Origin of the sequence: Brevundimonas nasdae (genome assembly GCF_019395145.1) — a bacterium.
Classification (GTDB): domain Bacteria; phylum Pseudomonadota; class Alphaproteobacteria; order Caulobacterales; family Caulobacteraceae; genus Brevundimonas; species Brevundimonas nasdae.
Genome location: NZ_CP080034.1, coordinates 1,590,128 through 1,607,678, shown reverse-complemented (window position 1 = coordinate 1,607,678; position 17,551 = coordinate 1,590,128). Strand labels below are relative to the sequence as shown.

The 17,551-nt window shown below is 65.8% G+C and carries 10 protein-coding genes; 7 read left to right on the top strand and 3 right to left on the bottom strand.

From position 1 onward, the window contains the following. Positions 1–5 precede the first annotated feature (5 nt). The gene (locus KWG56_RS07850; RefSeq protein WP_219354360.1) at positions 6–1,403 is read right to left on the bottom strand and encodes an MFS transporter; all 1,398 of its coding nucleotides are present in this window, start codon (positions 1,401–1,403) and stop codon (positions 6–8) included. A gap of 114 nt (positions 1,404–1,517) precedes the next feature. On the opposite strand from KWG56_RS07850, the gene KWG56_RS07845 reads away from it, so the two are divergent. Next, the gene (locus tag KWG56_RS07845; RefSeq protein ID WP_244999691.1) at positions 1,518–3,452 is read left to right on the top strand and encodes a glycoside hydrolase family 5 protein; all 1,935 of its coding nucleotides are present in this window, start codon (positions 1,518–1,520) and stop codon (positions 3,450–3,452) included. A 43-nt stretch (positions 3,453–3,495) separates the two neighbouring features. Here KWG56_RS07845 and KWG56_RS07840 read toward each other — a convergent pair whose 3' ends face one another. Then, entirely contained in the window at positions 3,496–5,106 is a 1,611-nt protein-coding gene (locus tag KWG56_RS07840; RefSeq protein ID WP_219354358.1) for a carboxylesterase/lipase family protein, read from the bottom strand. A 186-nt stretch (positions 5,107–5,292) separates the two neighbouring features. On the opposite strand from KWG56_RS07840, the gene KWG56_RS07835 reads away from it, so the two are divergent. The 4 genes from KWG56_RS07835 to KWG56_RS07820 all read left to right on the top strand — a co-directional run bounded on the left by KWG56_RS07835 (position 5,293) and on the right by KWG56_RS07820 (position 11,195). Next, positions 5,293–5,913 carry a TetR/AcrR family transcriptional regulator gene (locus KWG56_RS07835; RefSeq protein ID WP_201100248.1) on the top strand — a complete coding sequence of 207 codons (621 nt, stop codon included), beginning with the start codon at positions 5,293–5,295 and terminating at the stop codon, positions 5,911–5,913. Positions 5,914–5,963: 50 nt separating this feature from the next. Further along, the gene (locus KWG56_RS07830; protein ID WP_219354357.1) at positions 5,964–6,326 is read left to right on the top strand and encodes a hypothetical protein; all 363 of its coding nucleotides are present in this window, start codon (positions 5,964–5,966) and stop codon (positions 6,324–6,326) included. Positions 6,327–6,412: 86 nt separating this feature from the next. Next, a complete protein-coding gene (locus tag KWG56_RS07825) occupies positions 6,413–9,679 on the top strand; it encodes a family 78 glycoside hydrolase catalytic domain (protein WP_219354356.1) in 3,267 nt (1,088 codons plus the stop codon). Positions 9,680–9,689: 10 nt separating this feature from the next. After that, positions 9,690–11,195, top strand: coding sequence for a class I adenylate-forming enzyme family protein (locus KWG56_RS07820; protein ID WP_219354355.1), 1,506 nt, complete (start codon positions 9,690–9,692; stop codon positions 11,193–11,195). A gap of 46 nt (positions 11,196–11,241) precedes the next feature. Here KWG56_RS07820 and KWG56_RS07815 read toward each other — a convergent pair whose 3' ends face one another. Next, positions 11,242–12,192 carry an alpha/beta hydrolase gene (locus KWG56_RS07815; RefSeq protein ID WP_219354354.1) on the bottom strand — a complete coding sequence of 317 codons (951 nt, stop codon included), beginning with the start codon at positions 12,190–12,192 and terminating at the stop codon, positions 11,242–11,244. 262 nt (positions 12,193–12,454) lie between these two features. Between KWG56_RS07815 and KWG56_RS07810 the strand changes: the two genes are divergently transcribed. Together KWG56_RS07810 and bglX are read left to right on the top strand one after the other, a co-directional pair. Continuing rightward, positions 12,455–15,133 (top strand): TonB-dependent receptor plug domain-containing protein, encoded by a 2,679-nt coding sequence (locus tag KWG56_RS07810; protein WP_219354353.1) that lies wholly within the window; start codon positions 12,455–12,457, stop codon positions 15,131–15,133. A gap of 96 nt (positions 15,134–15,229) precedes the next feature. After that, positions 15,230–17,527 carry a beta-glucosidase BglX gene (gene bglX, locus KWG56_RS07805; RefSeq protein ID WP_219354352.1) on the top strand — a complete coding sequence of 766 codons (2,298 nt, stop codon included), beginning with the start codon at positions 15,230–15,232 and terminating at the stop codon, positions 17,525–17,527. Positions 17,528–17,551 lie beyond the last annotated feature (24 nt).

The following is a 17,551-nucleotide window of genomic DNA, read 5'->3' as shown; positions in this document are numbered from 1 at the left end:
GACTCTCAGGCTTGGTGAGAAGGTGGGATGTCGTTCGTCGCGCGGGCGGCGATCTCTTCGACCATCTGCGCATGGGCGCGACGGTTGATCGGGTAGAAGAAGATCAGGCTGGCGGCGATCAGGGTTCCGATCAGCGGCGGCCAGAACATCAGGGTCTTGATGTCGGCCAGGGTCTGGGCGCTCTGCACGATGTTGGGCACATAGCCGATATGGGTCAGGGCCACGCCCAGAACGCCTGCGCCCAGGCCCAAGGCGACTTTCTGGCCCAGGACGGTCAGGCCGAAGACCAGGGATTCGGTGCGCACGCCGCTGCGCCATTCGCCATATTCGACCGTGTCGGGCAGCATGGACCAGAAGCAGACCACATAGGCGGCGGCGCCGATCGCCTGCAGCACCAGGGCGGAGAACAGCATGGGCACCGACTGGCCGTCGATCAGGTGCCAGAAGACCAGACCGGCGACCGTCGGCACGGCGCCGACCAGCCAGGTGTTGCGCTTTCCGATCAGCCGCAGGGCCACCGCCCACAGCGGCGTGGTCAAGACGATGGTCAGGGCCATGATGCCCAGACCGGCGCTGCCCAGGCTGGCGTCCCCAACGACATATTTGAAATAATACAGCAGGTTCTTGGAGAACATTGTGGTCGAGAATGAGCTGATCACAATGGCCGCCAGCAGCAGGTGCAGGGCGCGGTTTGAGGCCAGGCTGCGCATGGCCTCGGTGAACGGACGGCGCGGGGCAGGCGCGCCGTGGGCTGTGTCCAGACCACGGCTGCCCCAGACCGTCATCAACAGGCATAGGGTCGCGATCGCGCCATAGACGGCGCCCAGAATGACCCAGCCGGTCCGGCTTTCCGCCCCGCCGCCCAGCGCAGTGGCCAGGGGCAGGGTCAGGGCGGCGACGATGATGGCGGCCAGGGCGCCGCAGACCATGCGGAAGCCGGTCAGGTCGCCGCGTTGGGCGCTGTCGGTCGTGACGCGGGCAAACAGCGAGGCGTAGGGAATGGCGACCACGGCATACAGGCTGCGGAAGGCCAGCTGGCTGATCAGGGCGAAGGCGACAGCGCCGAACGCCTGGGCCGTGGGGCCGACAAACAGCACCACGAAGGCCGGGGCCAGCAGCGGACCGCCGAACATCAGATAGGGGCGGTAACGACCCCAGCGGCTGCGCGTGCGGTCGGCGATCAGGCCGACGACCGGGTCCATCGCCGCGTCCCAGATCAGGGCGATCATATAGATGAGACCGGCGGTCTGGGCGGGCAGGCCGATGACGTCGGTATAGAAGAACAGCAGATAGAGCTGCGTCATCTGCCAATACAGATTGCAGCCGAAATCACCGACGCCGATCGCCAGCTTGCGCGCCGCCGAAATCCGCACGGGCGCCGTCACTGGGATATTCCCCAACATGCCATCCCTCTCCAAGCCCTAGGTTTTTTGGCTGGACTTGCGCCCAGTCGTATTCTTATTGTCCAACTGTATAACGAGTTTTTCGTGAGGTCGATAGGGCGAATGCAGCAACTGATGTTTGACATCGATGGACCCCGGTTTGTCGATGCCCAGGGGCGGCACGCCATCCTGCGCGGGGTCAATCTGGGCGGTGATACGAAGCTGCCGTTCGGTCATGACGGGCGGAACCCGCCGCGCGATTTTGCGGACCACCGCGACGTCAGCTTTGTGGGGCGTCCTTTCCCGCTGGACCAGGCCGACGAGCATCTGTCGCGGATCAAGAGCTGGGGCTTCAACGTCCTGCGCCTGCTGACCACCTGGGAGGCGGTCGAGCACGCGGGGCAGGGCCAGTATGACGAGGCCTATCTGGACTATCTGACCGCCGTCTGCACCAAGGCCAACGACTATGGATTGGCGGTCTTCATCGACTTCCACCAGGACGTCTGGAGCCGCATGAGCGGCGGCGATGGCGCGCCCGGCTGGGTGTTCGAGGCGGTGGGACTGAACCTGGCGGCCTTCGACGCCGCCGACGCGGTTCATGTGATGCAGCAGCGGTATGACTATGCGTCCAGTGAGCATCGTCAGGAAGACCGCTATCCGATGATGAGCTGGCCGCGGAATTATCAGATGCCGGTCAACGGCGTGATGTGGACCGCCTTCTTCGCCGGTGCGACCCTGACGCCGGACTGGATCGTGGACGGGCGCAATGTTCAGGACTTCCTGCAGGAGACCTATCTGGGCGCCATGCGCGCGGTGGCGGAACGGTTGAGCGATCTGCCGAACGTGCTGGGTTTCGACAGTCTGAATGAACCGGCGCTGGGATGGGTCGGGCAGAAGGTGTCGGAACGCCGCGACGGGCCGGACGCCAGCAACGCGACGCCGATCTGGTCGGGGCCGCTGTGGACGCCGCTGGACTGTCTGAAGGCGGCGCGGGGCCTGCCAGTGCGCCTGCCCGTCATGAAGCGCACCGGCATCGGCAAGCCCGAAGTCATCGGCGAGACCGACCTGAACCCCAACGGCGTCTCGATCTGGCTGAACGACGGGCCTGACCCGTTCGAGGTTGCCGGCGCATGGTCGCTGGTCGACGGCGTGGCGACGGTGGGAGACGAAGACTTCTTCCGCATCCGCGACGGTCGGGCCATCGACCACGAGCACGACTTCATGGCCCCCTTCTTTGCGCGGGTCGCGGCCTCGATCCGCAGCGTGCGCGCCGACTGGCTGCTGTTCGGCGAGATGTGTCCCTATCTGATGATCCAGGGCAAGACCTTCCCCCAGCCCATGCCGGAGCGCACCGTCAACGCCAGCCACTGGTACGATGTCGAGATTCTGGGAACCAAACGCTACGATCCGGATACGCCAGGCAACGACCGCAGCCAGCGTTACGCCTTCCAACTGGGCTTCATCCGCGCGATGGGGCTGGCGATGCGAGAGGGCGGGGCGCCGACCCTGATCGGCGAGTTCGGCATCCCCTATGACATGAACGACGGTGAGGCGTTCGAACGCTGGGCCGAGGGCGACCATGGCGCCGATGTCTGGCGCGCGCATTCGCAGGCCCTGGGCGCCATGTACGACACGATGGACCAGCTTCTGCTGTCCTCGACCCAGTGGAACTATTCCGCGACCAACGCCAATGACCTGCGGATCGGCGACGGCTGGAATCAGGAGGACCTGTCCATCTATTCGCCCGACCAGACGACGTCAGAGAATGATCCGGCGTCTGGTAGTCGCGCGCTGGAGGGCTTCTCGCGCCCCTATGTCCAACGCGGGCAGGGCGTGATTGCATCGATGGCGTTCGACGCGAGGTCGCTGCGTCTGACGGCGGTGATCGAGGTGGATGAGGCGGTCGCAGGCGTGACGGAGATCTTCGTGCCGAACTGGCGCTATCCCGACGGCGTCGCCGTGGCCCTGTCGGGCGTTCCGGCGGATTGGATCCATGACACGGTTTCGCAGATCGTGCGGGTCAAGGCGTCGGGCGCGGGAAGCCTGAAGATCGAACTGACGGCCGGATAGGCGAAAATGGAAAGGGGGGCTGCGAAGCCCCCCTTTTTGTGCGTCAGCGTGGCGCGGCGTTCAGAGAATCCCGCAGTCGGCCCAGCGCATCCAGACGCTGCGTATTCGGAACCGGTCCCACGGTGACGCCGTCGTTGCCGATCAGCAGGGCGCGGTCAGTCCGGGCGTCATAGCGGGGCCAGGCGGGGCGGTCGGCGGCGTCGGGGCGGCCGTCACGGGCGAAGGCGACCCAGTAGTCGGCCAGGGCGGCGGCGGTGCGGTTGTCCGCTTCGCTGAAACTGCCCTTCATGCGGTTCAGATTGTCGAAGCTGAACGGAACATCGGTGGCGTGGCCCGCGCCCGCCGTGTCGCGTCGCTTTTCTTCCGGCACATAGCCGAAGCTGTAGAGCCAGACCGGGCGGTTCCTGGCCGCATCCAGCGCCGCCAGCCGTCGCGCGGGCTCTGCGAACGTCAGTTCCGACGGCATGTAGGTGTTCAGGGTGGAGCGGTCGCCATAGAGCGGCGTCAGGCTGTCGCGCGGAATGTTCATGTCGGCGATGGTGCGGTCGGCGACCATGCCGCGGAACAGGGCGGGCACGACACCAAGCTCCAGATCGGTCGCGCCGATGATCATGGGCACATCGGCCTGCGCGCCACGTGTGAAAGCGCTCAGAACCTGGGTGGTGACCAGTTTTCCGTCGATGATCGGGCCGGAGAAGGTGTCCTTTTCCGGGGTCAGCAGGTCCAGGCGGCCCTTGATCCGGTCGACCGGAATGGCGCGCAGATCGGCGGCCGAGGCGTTTCTGAGATTCTGGGCTGAAGCAAAGGCTACGCCGACGCTTTCGCCCGAGCGCGCATCGCCGGCCGCCTTCAGGTCGGGCCACTGGTCACGACCGCCGCCTGACTGGACGATGGCGCGATGGAACAGGCCGTGCGCCTGCTGGATGTTCATAAGCTGCAGCACTGATCCGCCGCCCGCCGACTGGCCCATGATGGTCACGCGCGACGGGTCGCCGCCCAGGACCGCGATATTGTCATGCACCCATTGCAGGGCCGCGACCTGATCCATCAGGCCGTAGTTGCCGGTCGGCGCGGCGCCCGCTTCTGCGGTCAGGGCGGGGTGAGCGAAGAAACCGAAACGGCCCAGGCGATAGTTGAAGGTGACCACGACCGCGCCGCGCTCGGCCAGCCTGGCCCCGTCAAAGATCGGCTGGCTGCCTGAGCCCATGATGAAGCCGCCGCCGTGAATCCAGACAATGACCGGAGCCGGGCCGCCCGTGCGATGCTTGGGCGTCCAGACGTTCAGGCTCAGGCAGTCTTCGCTGGTCGGCAGGCGGCTTTGGGTGTCGTCCCATGCCGGGCGCGGCTGGATGCAGTCGTCGCCATAGGTGCTGGCGTCGCGCACTTCGCTCCAGTGCGGTGCGGCCTGGGGGGCGCGCCAGCGCAGGTCGCCGACCGGCGGGGCGGCATAGGGAATGTTCTTGAACGACAGCACCGCACCTTCGTCCACGCCCTTGAGCGGGCCCTGGGCGATGCGGGTTTCGATCGAGACGCCTGGCGTGGGGACTGCGGCGATCGGTCCCTGGGCGCAGGCGCCGAGCGCCATCAGGGTCACGCCCAGACAGGCTGCTGTCCAGGCGGTGCGGGATTTCAGGCGGCGGCGTGTCTGGACCATCTGTGGCTTCTCCCCGATCAGCGCGGCGGATCACAGTCCGGCGTCTTGGCTTGATCGCTTGCACAATACGCTATGCAGATGCATAACGAATGTCGAGTGGCCTTTGCAGGTTGCGTTTCGGTAGGCTCCAGAATCGGCGTTCCGCGAGATCGTCGTTCGGATGTATGTTGTTTCAGGTGAACGGTTTTGACCAAGGTCAACCTAAGGGTCCAGCAACGCGAGGCGACGCAGGCCAGCCTGCTTCAGGCGGCGCTGGAAGTGTTTTCCGAAAAGGGTTTCGACGGCGCCTCCACGCGTGAGATCGCAGCCCTGGCCGGGGCGCACAACGCCCTGATCAAATATCACTTCTCCAGCAAGGACGCGCTGTGGCGCGCCGCCGTGGCCTTCCTGTTCGAGCGTCAGGCCAAGGAGCTGGCCATGCCGCGTCATGACGACCCGGTCCATGCCGACTTCCGGGCCTATGCCCGCGCGGTGATCCGCGCCGTGGTCCTGTATTACGCCAAACACCCCGAGCACGCCCGACTGATGGTTCAGGAGAGCATGCGCGACAACGACCGCCTGAACTGGGCCGCCGACACCTTCATCGTCGACATCAGCCGCGTCTCGGGCAAGTTCATCGAAATGTGCAAGCGCGAGGGCATCCTGCCCGACGTGTCGACGCCCGCCCTGGTCTATATCTTCGTCGGCGCGGCCCAGACCTTCTACGCGCTGGCTCCCGAAGTCCGACGCGTCTGGAACATCGATCCTGCCGATCCCGACGTCATCGAGGCGCACGCCGAGGCGCTTGTGAAAGTGCTGGTCCGCTAGTCACGGACACCGGCCAAACCCAGACAGAACACGCTCAAAGGAAACGACCAATGATCCGCTCTCTTGCCATCGCCGCCGCTCTGGCCCTGACCGCCGTTGCGGCCCCCGTCGTGGCGCAGACCCCGGCGCCCGCCGCCGCGCAACCCGCCCCCAAGTTCACCGTCGACACGACGATGGCCGAGATCAGCGCCGATCCGCAGGCCAAGGTGGTGCTGGGCGACTTCTTCGAGAAGCGCCGCATCGCCGCCGGCGCCCCGGCCATGACGCCGGAAGAATCCGCTGGTCTGGCTGAAATGATCGGCGGCCTGTCGCCGCGTCAGCTGGCCGAGTTCCCGCAGGCCAATCTGGATGACGCCGCACTGGCTGAGCTGGACGCCCTGCTGCGCGCTGTTCCGGCGCACGCCAACCACTGAGACGACCCTGCGGCCAGGCGGCTGTTCGCCCGGTCGTGCTCATTACGCGTAACTGACCGCGAAAGCGGCCAACGGGAGAGCCCGCCATGTCGATGCTCAAGCTAGCCGTGGCGGGTTTCGCCTGCCTGACTGTCGCCGCAGGCGCTGCGCGCGCCGATGATGTGGAGGCGACGGATCGTCCCTCGGCTCTGGTCGTCAACGGCGCGCCCAGTCCGCTGGGCATCGACACCCTGAACCCGCGCCTGTCGTGGCGTCCGCCCGCCGCCCGTACGCAGAGCGCCTATCAGTTGCGCGTCGGCGTGTCCGAGCAGGCCCTGATGGCGGGTCAAGTGACCTGGGACACCGGTCGCGTCCGCTCCGCCACTGACGCCGCCGTCATTTATCAAGGGCCCGTCCTGTCTTCGCGCGACCGCCGTGTCTGGCAGGTCCGCACCTGGGACGGACGTGGCCGCGCCTCGCCGTGGAGCAATGTCGCGTCGTGGGAGATGGGGCTGCTGAACCCATCCGACTGGACCGCGACCTGGATCTCGCGCAACGCCGCCGCGCCCACGGGGTGGTCGGATGCCACGATCACCGTCGATTTCACGCTTAAGGGTCGTCAGTTCGACGTGCTGTTCCGCGCCTCGCCCGAGGGCAAGACCTATGGCGAGGCCTATGTCTGGCGCATTGGCGAGGACGAGGGGCGGGCGGTTCTGAACGCCCAGGTGCGCCGCTATCCGGGCGGAACGCGGGCGGTGGTCAATCAGACATCTCTGAAGAAGATCGACCTGGGCATGACGGCGGACGCCCTGCGCCAGGGCCGCCACAGCCTGAGCATCGAGGTCGTCGGCGACCGCATCGTGACCCGCCTGGATGGACGCGTGATCGACGAGATGCATGACGACGCCCAGACGCGCGGCACGGTGGGCTTCCTTTCAGCCGCGCCAGACGCCGCCGTCGTGCACCGCCTGTCTGTGGTTCCCACCGAGGGCGCGCCATTCGAAACCACCTTCGCCAATGGCGACAACCCGTTCACGGGCGGCAGTCTGGGCGCAGATGGCCTGATCATCGCCTCGGGCGTGCCGACCAAGGACATCGTGCTGCCTCTGTCGAACCCGGCGCCCCTGTTGAGGCGGGCGTTCACGGTGGGGCAGGGCCAGATCGCCTCGGCGCGTCTCTATGTGGCGGCAGGCGGCTGGGCCGATCTGACGCTGAACGGCGGGGTTCTGTCCGAACTGCCGATGGCGCCGGGCTGGACCGACTACGGCAAGCGCGTCCTCTATCAGACCTATGACGTCACCAGTCTGTTGGGCGCAGGCGAGAATGTGCTGGCCGCCGAACTTGGCCGCGCCTGGTACGGAGTGACCGAGCCGAACGAATGGTATTTCCACAAGGCCCCGTGGCACGCCGAGCCGTCCCTGCGGGCCCAGCTTGAAATTACCTATGCTGACGGCGGCCGTGAGGTGGTCACGACCGATCGCAACTGGACGACCGCCGACGGTCCCACCCTTCATGACTCCATCTATGCGGGCGAACGCTATGACGCGCGGCGTGAGCCGATCGGCTGGCGCTCGGCGCGTTTCACCGGACAGGGCTGGACGCCTGCGCTGGAGGCGGCGGCGCCTGCGGGCAAGCTGGTCGCCGCCGCTGCTGATCCGATCCGCCCTATCGAGCAGGTCCAGCCCGTCGCGCGGGTCGAGGTTCGGCCCGGCGTCTGGGTGTTCGACTTCGGCCGCATCCTGACGGGGCGTCCGCAACTGAAGATGACGGGGCCGGCGGGCCGCACCGTCACCCTGGTCCTGACCGAAAAGAAGGCCGAGGACGGGTCGGCCCAGGTCGCCAGCGGCCTGATCGACGCCCAGCTTCAGACCTATCACTACACATTCGCGGGGACCGGCGTTGAGCATTGGGCGCCGCGCTTCAGCTATGCGGGTTTCCGCTATGTGCAGGTCGAGGGGCTTGGATCGGCGCCGGGCGAAGACTTCGTCACCGCCGAGATCATCCATTCCGACGTCGAGCGCATCGGCGCCTTCGAGAGCGGCAATGAACTGATCAACCGCATCCAGCAGGCGTCGCAGAACGCCCTGCTGAACAATATGCACGGCCTGATGAGCGACACCCCCAGCCTGGAGAAGAACGGCTGGACCGGCGATGGACAGGCCTCGGCCTCCGCCGCCAGCATCAACTTCGGCATGGTGCGGGTCTGGACGAAGTGGCTGGCCGACTTCCGCGACGCCCAGGCAGCCAGCGGTGAGTTGCCGGAGATCGTGCCGTCCACGCCCTATTATGGTTTCGACCAGACGCCGGGCTGGTCCTACATCTGGGGGCCGACCCCATCGTGGGATGCGGCCATGTTCGTCATCTCCGACGACATGCTGCGCCACTATGGCGACGAGCGGATCATCGCCGACATGTATGCGAGCCAGAAACGTCTGGTGGACTACACCTCGACCTTCATCACCGCACCCGACTTCACCTATTCCAGAGGGCTGGGCGACTATGCGGGCAAGGGGCCGTTCGGGCCGGTCGATGCGACGGCCTCGGCCTATTATTTCTACATGGTTTCGACGCTGGGGCGGAACGCCGCGACCCTGGGCAAAACCGAGGACGCCGCTCGCTATCAGGCGTTGGCCGCGCAGGTTCGCGAGGCCTATAACCGCAAATACTGGGACGCGGCGACGCATCGCTATGTGACGCGCGCGGTCGAGAACGGGCCGACCCCGCCGTTCAGCCAGACCCAGAACATCCTGCCGCTGGCCTTCGGCATCGTGCCCGACGGTGAGCAGCAGCACGTCGCCGACGCCGTCGCTGCCGACCTGGAAGCCAATGATTACACCCTGACCATGGGCGTCTATCCGATGCGGTATGGCCTGACCCTGCTGACGGACTATGGCCACGCCGACACCGTGTACAAGGTGGCGACCAAGACGACCCAGCCCAGCTGGGGCTTCTGGCTGGCCAACGACATCAACTCGATGCTGGAAGGCTGGGGGCTGAACTCCCGCTCGTGGAACCACCACTATTTCGCGCTGGTCAGTGACTGGTTCTACGAAGGTCTGGCGGGCATTCGGGCCGGTTCGCCTGGCTTTGCCGACGTGGTCATTCGTCCGGCCCTGCCGACGGGGCTGGATCACGCCTCGGGTCGGGTGATGACGCCGCGCGGTGAGGTGCGGTCGGCCTGGCGGAGAGAAGGGGAGACGGCTGTTCTTGACGTGGTGATTCCCGGCGCGACCCGCGCAGAGGTCTGGCTGCCCAATGGCGCCGAGCGGCTGAAACGCACGCCACGCGGCGCACGCTACCTCAGAAACGAGAATGGACATGCCGTCTATGCGGCGGCCCCTGGTGCAGCTACATTCATCTTCATGCAAAGATGAGTGAAACGATTTGACCCAGACTGTCTCTTCCCTTTCCGAAGCCATCGCCCAGCACGCGCGTGACGGCGGTGACCGCCCCGCCCTGATCCAGGGTGATGTGATCCTGACCTATGCAGGGCTCGACGCCCTGATGAACCGGGTCGTCGCCGCCCTCCAACGCGACGGCCTGTCGGTCGGCGACCGCGTGGCCCTGTTGGGCGAGCCGAGTGTCGAATACGCCGCCGCCTTTGTATCGGTGGTTCGTGCGGGCATGACGCCGGTGCCGCTCGCGCCCAGCGTGACGGACGAGACGTTGAAGGCGATGCTGGTCGACGCCAATCCGCGTCTGGTCTTTTCGGACGCCAGCCAGTCGGCGCGTCTGGACGGGTTCGAGATCGTGACCCTGGACGGTTCGGCGGGCGGCAGGGCCTGGCTGGACTGGCTGGCCCCCGAAGGCGCGGCGCCGGTGGTGGAGCCGATTGATCCGGCGACCGCCTTCAACATCATCTATTCGTCCGGCACGACGGGGGTGCCCAAGGGCATCATCCATTCGCACCGGATGCGCGAAGGCCAGATGGGCGCCTTGTCCGCCCTGTTCAGCGGCGAAGTCGTCACTCTGCTGACGACGCCGCTCTATTCCAACACGACGCTGGTGACCCTGCTGCCGACGCTGCGGGCAGGCGGCGCGGTCGTGGTGATGCGCAAGTTCGACACCAAATCGTTCCTGGAGCTGTCGCAGAAGCACGCCATCACCCACACCATGCTGGTGCCGGTTCAGTACCAGCGCCTGATGGCGGAACCCGCGTTTGACGACTTCGACCTGTCGTCGTTCCAGCTCAAGCTCTGCACCAGCGCGCCCTTCTCGGTGGAGTTGAAATCCGAGGTGCTACGCCGCTGGCCGGGTGGTCTGCTGGAGATCTTCGGCATGACCGAAGGCGGCGGCATCTGCTTCCTGCCCGCCCATCTGTTCCCCGAGAAACTGCACACGGTCGGCATGCCCGCGCCGGGGTCGGACATCCGCATCATCAACGACGACGGCGTTGAACAGCCGGTCGGCGAGACGGGCGAGATCGTCAGCCATTCGGCCCAGATGATGATCGGCTACAACAACCGTCCGGAGGCCACAGAGGCGGGGCGCTGGACGGATCCTGAAGGCCGCGCTTTCATCCGCACCGGCGACCTGGGCCGGTTTGACGCCGAGGGCTTCCTGCAGATCGTCGGGCGCAAGAAGGACATGATTATTTCGGGCGGATTCAACATCTACCCGATCGATCTTGAGATTCAGATTGATGCTCACCCCGAGGTGCTCGAGGCTGCGGTCATCGGCGTGCCGGACGCCAAATGGGGCGAGACGCCGGTGGCCTATGTCGTGCGCCAGCCGGGCGCGACCATCGAGGCGGAGGCCCTGCGCGTCTGGGCCAATGAGCGGCTGGGTTCCTTGCAGCGGGTGTCGGCGATCACCTTCGTCGACGAACTGCCGCGTAATGGTCTGGGCAAGGTCTTGAAGACCGCCCTGGCCGAGATGGCCGCAGCTTAAGAACCAACGGGCGGCCCAGTGATGGGCCGCCCGTTTCGGTTCGTGGTCAGGGGCGGGCCAGTTGCTGGACTTGCAGCCAGTTCACCAGATCGTTGATCCAGAAGTCGCTGCTCTTGCCCTGTTTGTTCATGCCGAAGCCGTGGCCGCCGTCGCGATAGACGTGCAGTTCGGGCTGGCGGCCTTTGTTCGCTGCGGCGCGGTAGAAGTTCAGCACGGTCGGCTCAGCCAGCTTGTCGTCGCCCGCAACGGCCAGGAAAACCGGCGGCAGGTCGGCGGGCAGGGCGGCGTCGTTGAAGGTGGCGCCATAGATCAGCCCGGCGAAGGCGGGGCGGGCCGCCGGGTCGGCGTCCAGCAGGGCGCCGGCCGTCACACGCGCACCGGCGGAAAAGCCGATCATGCCGACACGGGCCGGGTCGATCTGGAACTCGGCGGCGCGCTGGCGCACCAGGCGAAGGGCCTGCACCCCGTCGGCGACGCCCTCAACCGAAGCTTCATCCAGATTGAAGGCGCCGTTGGAACGCGCCGCGCCCGCCATGAAGACGAAGAATTCGCGCCAGTGCTGGCCATCATCGGCGGGTGTTTCCAGCGTGCGGTATTTCAACACGAAGACGGTGACGCCGTGCGCGGTCAGGGCGCGGGCCACATCGGCGCCCTCGGCCTGCATGGTCAGGTAGCGGAAGCCGCCGCCCGGCGCGATCACCACCGCAGCGCCCGTCGCCTTGCCGGGTTCGGGTCGGAACACCTCCAGTGTCGGACGGGTCACGTTGCGCACCACCTCGAAGCCCGCGCCGGGGAAGCGGCTGATGGTCTCGATCTGGGTCGCGCGCTCTGACCCCGGTGCGGCGCCGGGCCAGATGGCGAAGGTCTGGGGCGCGGTCTGGTTGGCGCTTGAGACGGCGTGCTGCGGCCCGACCTTGACTGTGCTTTGAGCGCAGGCGGGCAGGGCGAGGGCTGCGGCGGCGGCCAGCGGGCCGAAGCGGGCGAACAGAGAAGACATGGGTGAACCACCTAAGGCAGCGGCGAGGGCGGCGCTTTGTGGCCGTCCGGAAACAGTCAGGCTAGCCCCAAGCTATTTGGTTATGCAATCGCTCAAATAGTTCTTGACCTGTTTTTTGAAATCGCGGAACCTTAACTCACAATCTGGGACGACGGCTCAACCGTCGCCGGAAACGACAGTCTGATCGGGCACCCGTCCGGCGGATCAATATCCAGGAAAGACCCGCGAAGGCGGGCAGGTCCGACGACCTGGGGGAAAACAGATGCGCAACGCACCCTTGAACACACGGCTTCTGGCGACGACGGCGATGGTCGTGATCGGCCTGTCCGCCGCTGGAGCCGCTTCGGCCCAGACCGCGCCTGCGCCCGACAGCGCAGCGGCGACCGAGGTTGATGACATCGTCGTCACCGGCACCCTGCTGCGCGGCGTGGCCCCGACCGGCACCAATGTGGTCAGCATGGGGCGGCAGGACGTGATCGCCACGGGCGCCGCCTCGTCCAATGATCTGCTGGCGCGCATCCCCCAGATTTCCAGCGCCTTCAACACTGCGCCCCAGCCGGGCGCCAACATGGCTCTGCCGATCAATCGTCCGAATATCCGCAACCTGGGCGCATCCGGCGGTTCGACCACTCTGGTCCTGCTGAATGGCAACCGCATGGTCGGCGCGGGCATTCTGCAGACCTCGCCCGATCCGTCGGTCATTCCGCCGGGCGTGCTGGAGCGCGTTGAAGTCATTCCGGACGGCGGCTCGTCCATCTATGGTTCGGACGCCATCGGCGGCGTGGTCAACTTCATCACCCGCAAGAAGTTCGAAGGCATTGAAGCCACTGGCCGTTACGGCGTGGGCGACGGCTATGACCAGTTCGACCTGAACCTGACAGCGGGTAAGGTCTGGAACGGCGGTTCGGGCATTATTTCGTATGCCTACGCCCAGCACAGCAATATCGCGGGCGCGGACCGCGACTACTTCACCCAGGACCTGACCTCGCGCGGCGGTGGCGATTATCGCTCCAAATCCTGCTCGCCGGGCACGATCACGACGCCGAATCCGTTTTCGCCGCTGCTGCCGGGCACGGATTACAAGCTTCCTGGCCGCACGCCGGGCGCAAACTTCTGCGATCAGGCCAAGGTCATCGATTTCTATCCGGAAGAAGAGCGCCACAGCCTGTTTGCTACGGTCTCCCATACGGTAAATGATCGCCTTTCTCTGGATGCCACGGCCTACTACTCGCAGCGTGAAACGACGCGTCGCGGTGTTTCGGTGGGAGAGGGCTCCGGCATCGGCGGCAGCGGCACGATCACTGCGTTGAACCCCTACTTCCAGTCTGTCGCTGGAGAGTTGGGTCATAACGTCAGCTTCAACTACGCCGATGCTTGGGGAACGGCTGCGCCGAAGAACAACAGCCGCTTCACCTCAACGGGCGTCACGCCCTCGTTGACCTATCAGATCAATGACGACTGGCGTCTGAAGGCGTCGCTGAATTGGGGCCGCAGCACCAATCAGGTCCGCACATGGGGCATCAACACGGCGGCTGAAGCTGCAGCACTTGCCGGCACGACCACGGCGACCGCGTTGAACCCCTATAATGTCGGCGCAACCAATGCGGCGGTGCTGAAAGGCATCATCGACTTCCAGAACTATGGTCATTCGGTTCAGGAGATTCGCGAAGCTCGCGCCGTCGTAGATGGCAGCCTGTTCACCCTTCCGGCTGGCGACGTGAAGCTGGCCGTTGGCGCCGAGTACCACGAAGAAAGCATCAAGGCGCAACAGGGCTCCGGCGCGCCTTCGGCTCTGAACCTGGCGCGTTCGTCGTCCAGCCGGGACGTGACCTCGCTGTTCGCTGAAGTTCTGGCGCCAGTGTTCAACAGCCCGACGATGGGCGCGTTGGATCTGTCCGCCTCGGTTCGTTACGACAACTACAGCGACGTGGGGGACACGACGAACCCCAAGATCGGCTTCAACTATCGTCCGATCTCGACCCTTACTGTCCGCGGCAACTGGGGCACTTCGTTCCACGCGCCTAGTTTGGCTGACATGGGCGACGGCGTAGACTCCCGCGTTCAGGTCATCCGCTTCAGCCCCTGGCTGCCCGCAGGATCGTCGCCCTTCGACATGCTGCGTCCGACGCTGATCCTGGCGGGCGGCAATGACAGCCTGAAGCCTGAGACCGCCGACACCTGGTCGCTGGGCTTTGACTGGCGCCCCGACGGCGCCCTGGACGGCTTCTCCGCCAGCGTCACCTACTTCAATGTGGCCTTCAAGGACGCGATTGGTCTGGTGCCCTTCCTGCGCGGCGCGCCCTTCTTCGCCGATCCCAACTACGCCTCCTACTATCTGTTGAATCCGACCCTGGCTCAGGTGACGGCGAAGACAGCGGGCCTAGCTATCGACGGGGCGCCCAGCCTGGCCTCGCTCTACACTGGCTTCACGCCGCCTGCGGTCTTCATCGATGCGCGCCGCAACAACCTGGGCACGCTGGATGTCGATGGCCTTGACTTCAACATCAGATACGGTCGTCCGGCCTCGTTCGGTCTGTGGCATGTCGGTCTGGCGGGCACCTACAATCTGAACCGCGAATTGCGCGCAATCGCCAGCGGCCCCAAGACCGATGAGCTCAAGAATGGCGCCAGCCGCTATTCGCTGGTCGGATCGGCAGGCTTCCTGTCCGGTGCCTTTGCGGGTGAGTTGACGGTCAACCACAACTCGTCGGCAGATGTGACGAATGTGGTGGGGCAGAACAAGATCGACAGCTTCACCACGGTCAATCTGTTCGGGTCGTATGACCTGGGGCTCAGCGGCGCCTTCAGCGACACCACGGTGACGCTGAACATCGACAATCTCTTCGATGAAGAGCCGCCCTACTACAACGCGATCGGCGGAACCGCGAATGGCTCGACCTTGGGCCGCGTGGTTTCGATCGGGCTTCGCAAGACCTTCTAACCTGAGCTGATCGGCTCTCCCGGGCCGTCCTGCTTGCTGACTGGCCGGTGTGGATCAGCGTCCACATCGGCCTTCTTTTTTACTGGGGTGCGTCTGATGCGATCGCGACTTCTGAAACGTCTTCTTGTCGGTGTCGCTGTGTGCAGCCTGACCGGAACCACCGTGATCGCCGGACCGGTCGCGCCCGTATCCGCCGTGGCGCCCGCCCCTACTGCTGTTCAGTCGCCCGAGGCGCGGGCCGACGCCCTGATCGCGCGCATGACGCTGGAGGAGAAGGTCGGCCAGGTCAGCCAGCAGTTCGTGCTGGGCAGCGCTGCGCCAGTCGAAACCCGCGTGAAGGCCGCGCAACTGGGTTCGGTGCTGTTCGTGCGTGATCCGGTCGTCGTGAACCGGATTCAGAAGATGGCGGTGGAGGAGACCCGGCTGGGGATTCCGCTGCTGTTCGGATACGACGTCATCCACGGCTTCCGCACCGTCTTCCCCGTGCCGCTGGCGATGGCGGCGACCTGGAAGCCCGGACTGGTGGAACAGTCGCAGAGCGTGGCCGCGCAGGAGGCCCGCGCATCGGGCATCCACTGGACCTTTGCTCCCATGCTGGACCTGACGCGCGATCCGCGCTGGGGCCGCATCGTCGAGGGGCCGGGCGAAGACCCCTATCTGGCCTCGGTTCTGGCGGCGGCCCAGGTGCGCGGCTTTCAGGGCGAGACCATCGGCGCGCCGGGCCATGTGCTGGCAGGCCCCAAGCATTTCCTGGGCTATGGCGCGTCCGAGGGCGGGCGTGACTATGACAGCGTGAACCTGTCGGACACCCAGCTTTACAACGTCTATCTGCCGCCCTTCATCGCCGCGATCGACGCGGGCGCCGCCAATGTCATGAGCGCCTATATGGAACTGAACGACGTGCCGGCGGTGGCCAACGACTGGCTGCTGAACGGCCTGTTGCGCGATGAACTGGGTTTTGAAGGGTTTGTCGTGTCGGACGCCAACGGCGTGCGCAGCCTGATCCCGCAGCATTTCGCCACCGACGCCACCGACGCCGCCATCCGCTCGATCCGCGCCGGGAACGACATGGAGATGGCGATGGGGACGGGGGCCTTTGACAATCTGGTCGCGGCCGTGCGTGACGGGCGTCTGGACGAGGCCGTGGTGAACCGCGCCGTGCGGCGTGTGCTGATCGCCAAGTTCAAGATGGGGCTGTTTGAAAACCCCTATGTCGACGCCTCCCTGACCGAGTCCGTGCTGACGGCGCCTGATCACCGCGTGCTGGCGCGTCAGGCGGCGGAGCAGGCGATGGTCCTGCTCCAGAACAAGGACGGCGCCCTGCCGTTGCAACGCGGCGCGCACCAGCGTGTCGCCGTCATCGGGCCGCTGGCGGACTCGCCGGTCGACACGGTCGGACCGTGGGCGTTTGCTGACAAGACGGACGAAACCGTCACCATCTTCAAGGGTTTGAAGGCCAAGCTGGAAGGGGCGGCTCAAGTCGAGACGGCGCCGGGCGTGCAGATCCGTCGCGGCACGCCGTCGATGTTCTCGGCCATGCGGCCCATGCCTGCGCGCTGGGATGCAGCGAAAGCCGAGGCGGAATATGCGCGAGCTCTGGACCTGGCGCAGCGCTCGGACCTGATCATCCTGACGGTCGGCGAAGACTATTACATGAGCGGCGAACAGGCCTCGCGGGTGTCCCTGTCCCTGCCGGGCGAGCAGCAGAAGCTGATCGACGCCGTCACCGCCCTGGGCAAGCCGGTCGTGATGGTGATGGTCAACGGCCGTCCGCTGGACATCCGCCGTGCCGCGACCCAGGTTCCGGCCATTCTGGAAGCTTGGCATCCGGGTTCGGAGGGCGGAGCCGCAGTCGCCAATGTGCTTTACGGCGATGTGAATCCCGGCGGGAAGCTGCCGATCACCTGGCCGCGTGATGCGGGCCAGATTCCGCTATACTACGCCCACAACCGCACCAAGGACCCGGCCACGGCGGCGACCCGCTATTGGGACGAGGCGTCCACGCCGCTGTATCCGTTCGGCTACGGGCTCAGCTACACCGACTTCAAATTCTCCGACATCGCCGTGAGCCAGCCCAGCATTGCGGCAGACGGACAATTGACGGTGTCTGTCGTCGTGACCAACACCGGCGCGCGCGCGGGAGACGAGACGGCCCAGCTTTACATCCACCAGCGGGCAGGGCGCGCGACCCGTCCTGTGCGTGAGTTGAAGGGCTTCCAGCGCATCACCCTTGCGCCGGGTGAAAGCCGCACCCTGACCTTCACCCTGGGCGAGGCGGAGCTGAAATACTGGAGCGGGGCGGAGCGCAAATGGGTGATCGATCCCGGCGTGTTCGATGTGTGGATCGGCGGGGACTCGCGCGCGGACCTGACCACGACTTTCGAAGTACGCTGATCGGCCACTTCATGAGGTGACGCG